This window comes from Trichococcus sp. (assembly GCF_049589555.1).
In the GTDB taxonomy this organism is placed as follows: Bacteria; Bacillota; Bacilli; order Lactobacillales; family Aerococcaceae; genus Trichococcus.
Window position 1 is genome coordinate 1 of sequence record NZ_JBAWAZ010000181.1, and the last position, 4684, is coordinate 4684.

Here is a 4684-nt window from a genome sequence, read left to right on the forward strand (position 1 = left end):
GGCTGCCTCAAATCGGGGCAGCCTTTCGTTTGTCGTTGTTTACTCGCCGCCAAATCAGAAAAAAAGCCCAGCATCTGTTCGGATACTGGGCTTTTTGGGCTTGTTTGTCTTTCGGATGGACCGATTACTTTTTAGGTAATGTTGTCCCTCTGTTGACGATTTTATAAGGAAGGATGATGGATTTTTCATCAATCTCTTCTTTGTTCATGATTTTAGTCAACAAACGCATCGCAACAGCGCCTATATCATACAGCGGCAACATGATGGACGTCAATTTCGGACGCGCCATTTCAGTTATGCGGGAATTGTTGCTGGCAGTGACTTCAAACGCCTCAGGAACGCTGACACCTGCATTGATGATAGCATTCAACAGGCCGATGGCAAGTTCATCACCAGCTACGTATGCTGCATCAACTCCGGCTTCAAGTAATTGTTCAGCCAATAGTTCACCATTTTGAAGAGTCGGTTCGCATTCGAAGACAAGAGCCTCATCAAAAGCAATATTTGCATTGACCAAAGCGTTCTTGTAGCCCTTCAGGCGATGCTGTCCATTGATTGGATTGGAAAGCGATGCAGATACGAAAGCAATATTCTTCTTGCCATTCGCAATCATGTTCGCTACAACTTCTTCGGTTGCGCCGATGTAATCGATATTGACGCTTCCAACTTGTTGCTCAGGATCAATTGTTCCTGCCAGCACGACCGGCGTTTTGGAACGGGAAAATTCTGCGCGCAACTCATCTGTGATCTTATTGCCCATGTAGATGATGCCATCCACTTGTTTGGCAAGTAAGGTGTTCAATACTTGAATTTCTTTCTGGTCATTCTGATCGGAGTTCGCTAAAATGATATTATATTTGTACATTGTAGCGATATCATCGATTCCGCGTGCCAAAGATGCGAAGAACAAGTTAGTGACATCAGGAACAATAACCCCTACAGTCGTTGTTTTCTTGCTTGCCAAACCACGGGCGACCGCGTTCGGTCTGTAATCCAAACGTTCAATGACTTCCAATACCTTTTTCCTTGTGGATGGTTTCACGTTGGGATTACCGTTCACTACGCGGGAAACAGTTGCCATGGAGACGTTTGCTTCGCGAGCCACATCGTAAATTGTAATCGTTTGTTTTTCCATTTATGTTGCTCCTTATCTCAATTGTTTTCAATTTTTTATTTTCCATTATTCAACATAATGTTGTAAATATTGATTGTTTTACAAGCTTATAAAGAATTTACCATTGTTTCATGAGATATGCAAGCGTTTTATAAAAGTTTTCATGAAAATTTCACATTGCATTATTCAGAAATCGAACCCTCATTATATGCTATAATACTAAAGAAAGGAAGGTGTCATATTAAAAATGCCTTTAAACTCAATTATCAATTTGATGAAAACACAAGATGTCGATATCGTATTTCTCAATGACCCTAAAAATGTCTTTTACGTTTCCTCATACAGGAGCGACCCGCATGAAAGGATCTTGGCAGCGGTCCTGTTCAAGGATTCAAAACCCTTGCTATTCGTCCCTGCGCTGGAAGAAAATGACGCACGGAATACCGCTGCGGAATTTGATGTGGTCAGCTACATGGATACGCAAGATCCTTGGACAATACTGGCAACCAGCATAAAAGAGCGTCATTCCAGCTTGGCGGACTGGTCCATCGAAAAAGATTTCTTGACTGTCGAACGCATGGAAGCGTTACGGACTCATTTCCCGACGGCAACTTTCGGGCATAACATCAGCAAAACGCTTCAGGAAATGCGCCTGATCAAGAATGAGCAAGAACTGACCTTCATGAAGGAAGCAGGCCATTGGGCGGATGAAGCACTCAAAATTGGCGCCAAAACGTTGCGCGAGGGCATCACTGAACTGGAAGTCGTTGCCGAAATTGAATACCAGCTGAAAAAAAGAGGCGTAGCCGAAATGAGCTTCACCACCATGGTGCTGTTCGGCGAAAATGCAGCCAGTCCCCATGGCGTCCCCGGCGACACCAAACTCAAGCAAAACCAGTTTGTGCTATTCGATTTGGGAACCATGCACGAAGGCTATGCCAGTGATGTGACACGCACCCTTTTCTTTGGTGACAAGCCATCTGCGCACCAACAAAAGATCTACGATTTGGTGTTGACAGCCCATGATGCAGCGATGGCTGCGGTTCGCCCCGGCATCACAGCCGGCGAATTGGATGCCGCAGCGCGGACGATCATTGCGGATGCTGGCTACGGCAGCTACTTCAACCATCGTCTGGGTCATGGCTTGGGTCAAGGTGTGCATGAATTTCCATCCATCATGGAAGGAAATGGAATGGCACTCATTGAAGGCATGTGTTTTTCCATCGAGCCCGGCATCTATATCGAAGGGGACATCGGTGTCAGGGTCGAGGATTGCGGTTTTGTGACCGCTGAAGGCTTTGAATCCTTCACGCACACACCTACTGGCATAGACGCCTATTCAAAATTGATCGATTAGTCTGTTGTGCTTGTGAAACATACTAGCCTATAATAAATACAATACGCAAGAAAAAAAACAGGCAGATTGCCTGTTTTTTTTCTTGCATTTAGATGTCTTCCACGCTGTCTTTGATTTCTTCGACTTTTTCTTCCATTGCAGCTTTTTTCTCTTCCGTTACGGCTGCAGCTTCTTCTTTGCCTTCCTCAGCGATGACGGAGGCAAATTCTTTCACATCAGTGGCTTTCTCTTTGATTTCTTCCTTTACTTTCTTCAAGTCGTCACCGACATGTTTGGTCGTTTCCGTGAATTGCGTCTTGATGGATGAAGTCGTGTCCTTCAAGTTGATTTTGATGTCTTCCGAAGTTTCTTTGGCGACATCCATGAACTCATTGCCCTTCTCTACAGCGATGTCTGCGTAATCGCGTGCTGTATCGAGCAGATTATTGACTTCCTCCGTGATGTCATCGCGCAATTCTTTACCTGGTTTTGGCGCAAACAATAACGCTGTAATAGCTGCTGCTGCCCCACCGATGATTGCCCCTAATACAAATCCGCCTTTACTTTTTGTCATAATATTCAATCTCCTTTTCGTTTATGGTTTGGTTGACGCTTCAGTAAGTTTTGAACTTTGTGTCCTTCGATTCTTTCTTCGCTTGCCGTTGACGGGCAATTGCCATTGCTGTCCGTCCAAGCTTTCCGACAGTGGAGGAACCGGATGCGCTTTTAACGCCTTTTCCTCCGCCTTTAAGTGATACTGCCAAATTTCTGGTTGATTGGTTCACATCGGAGACAGTCACGCCCAAATCACCGATTGCGGTGAATAGAGGATCTGTCTTGCTGATTTTCCCGTTCAGGTCGTCCACCAACGTGTTGGCTTTATTCAGTAAGCCTTCGACTTCAATCGACAAGTGATCGACATCTTTAGTGATGACGGCCAGGCTTTTATTCGCTTCCTGGGTCACTTTTTCAACTTCGCCTAAGATGTCTGTGACTTTCCTCAATGCCAAGATGATGAAAACCACCAATACCGCAAAAGCTAGCGCAGCAATCAAAGCTGCAATTTCACCATATCCCATTATTTGTACTCACTCCTTCTTAATTCATACTCACATCTGTCAAAGCATTGTACGAATTTTTATAAGATATATTTCATTTATAATAAAATGATACCATAGACATTTCCGATATGCTATTGAAACCCCTTTAGTTGTCACCAATTCCCCGGAAACGGATTCTTCTGCTTCAGACATGCTTTCTTCAATAAAACGTAATCATATCTTCATTTTCATAAGCCCGCTAATTTGATACAATGGAAACAGTTGTTTTAGAAATGAGGGGTTTTTATGAATGATGCAATCACACAAGACAGTGCTCTTGCACAAGATTTGATAGAGGAAGTGGTGACGAATCCGAACATTTTCGTCAAATGGTGGAACAGCATCGCTTGGGAAGAGATTGTGGGCTTGTTCATTTCAAAAGGTATAACCTTGCTTTTTTTGCTGATCGTCTTTTTTGCTTTTAAACGTATACTAAATTACGTACTGCACCGGACTTTCGAAAAACAGATATTGACTAAACACATTACGCAAAATCGCGCTACCACTATCTATAAAATAGCCGAGAATGGTTTGCGTTATCTTTTGTTCTTCTTTTTGATCTACGGAGTCCTCTCCATTATGGGCGTCCCGATTGCTACATTGATAGCCGGAGCGGGTCTTGCGGGTTTGGCGATCGGTCTTGGTGCGCAGCAATTCATCAATGATATCGTCAATGGTTTCTTCATTATCCTGGAGTCCCAATTTGATGTAGGCGATCACGTAATCATCGGCGGCATCGACGGCACTGTCGTGAACGTTGGGCTGCGGACGACACAGATCAAGAGTTTTGATGGAACTTTGCATTTCTTGCCGAACCATACCATCACGACCATCAGCAACCTGTCCCGGAATGATATGCGGGCAATGATCGATATCCTGTTGTATCCGGATACCGATTTTGAAACGGTCGATCAGGTCATCCATACCGTCAATGAACGGATTGTGCCTGAGCATCCGGAAATCGTCAAAGGGCCGAATGTTGTCGGCATCACCGATAAAGGGAATGGCCAACTTGCCTATCGGGTGGTTTTTTATACATTGAACGGTCAGCAGTTCACCGTCCAAAACCTGTTCCTGGGAAGCTACCGCTCTGCGCTGTTGGAAGCCGGCATCCAGATTCCGGCCATGCCGTAC

At 44.6% G+C, this 4684-nt stretch carries 5 protein-coding genes; 2 read left to right on the forward strand and 3 right to left on the reverse strand.

Annotation, left to right across the window (positions count from 1 at the left end; translation table 11 throughout):
- Nucleotides 1-124: 124 nt before the first annotated feature.
- Nucleotides 125-1135, reverse strand: coding sequence for a catabolite control protein A (gene ccpA, locus WBV27_RS07100; protein WP_086627758.1), 1011 nt, complete (start codon nucleotides 1133-1135; stop codon nucleotides 125-127).
- 226 nt (nucleotides 1136-1361) lie between these two features.
- Between ccpA and WBV27_RS07105 the strand changes: the two genes are divergently transcribed.
- Nucleotides 1362-2471 carry a M24 family metallopeptidase gene (locus WBV27_RS07105; RefSeq protein ID WP_424200677.1) on the forward strand — a complete coding sequence of 370 codons (1110 nt, stop codon included), beginning with the start codon at nucleotides 1362-1364 and terminating at the stop codon, nucleotides 2469-2471.
- Nucleotides 2472-2559: 88 nt separating this feature from the next.
- On the opposite strand, the gene WBV27_RS07110 is transcribed toward WBV27_RS07105, so the two are convergent.
- Complete coding sequence (locus tag WBV27_RS07110) at nucleotides 2560-3024, reverse strand: YtxH domain-containing protein (RefSeq protein WP_424200679.1); 465 nt, start codon at nucleotides 3022-3024, stop codon at nucleotides 2560-2562.
- 40 nt (nucleotides 3025-3064) lie between these two features.
- Nucleotides 3065-3529: a DUF948 domain-containing protein gene (locus WBV27_RS07115; RefSeq protein ID WP_272160425.1), complete on the reverse strand. Its 465-nt coding sequence runs from the start codon at nucleotides 3527-3529 to the stop codon at nucleotides 3065-3067.
- A 267-nt stretch (nucleotides 3530-3796) separates the two neighbouring features.
- Between WBV27_RS07115 and WBV27_RS07120 the strand changes: the two genes are divergently transcribed.
- On the forward strand, nucleotides 3797-4684 hold an 888-nt coding region (locus tag WBV27_RS07120), incomplete at its 3' end, for a mechanosensitive ion channel family protein (RefSeq protein WP_424200681.1).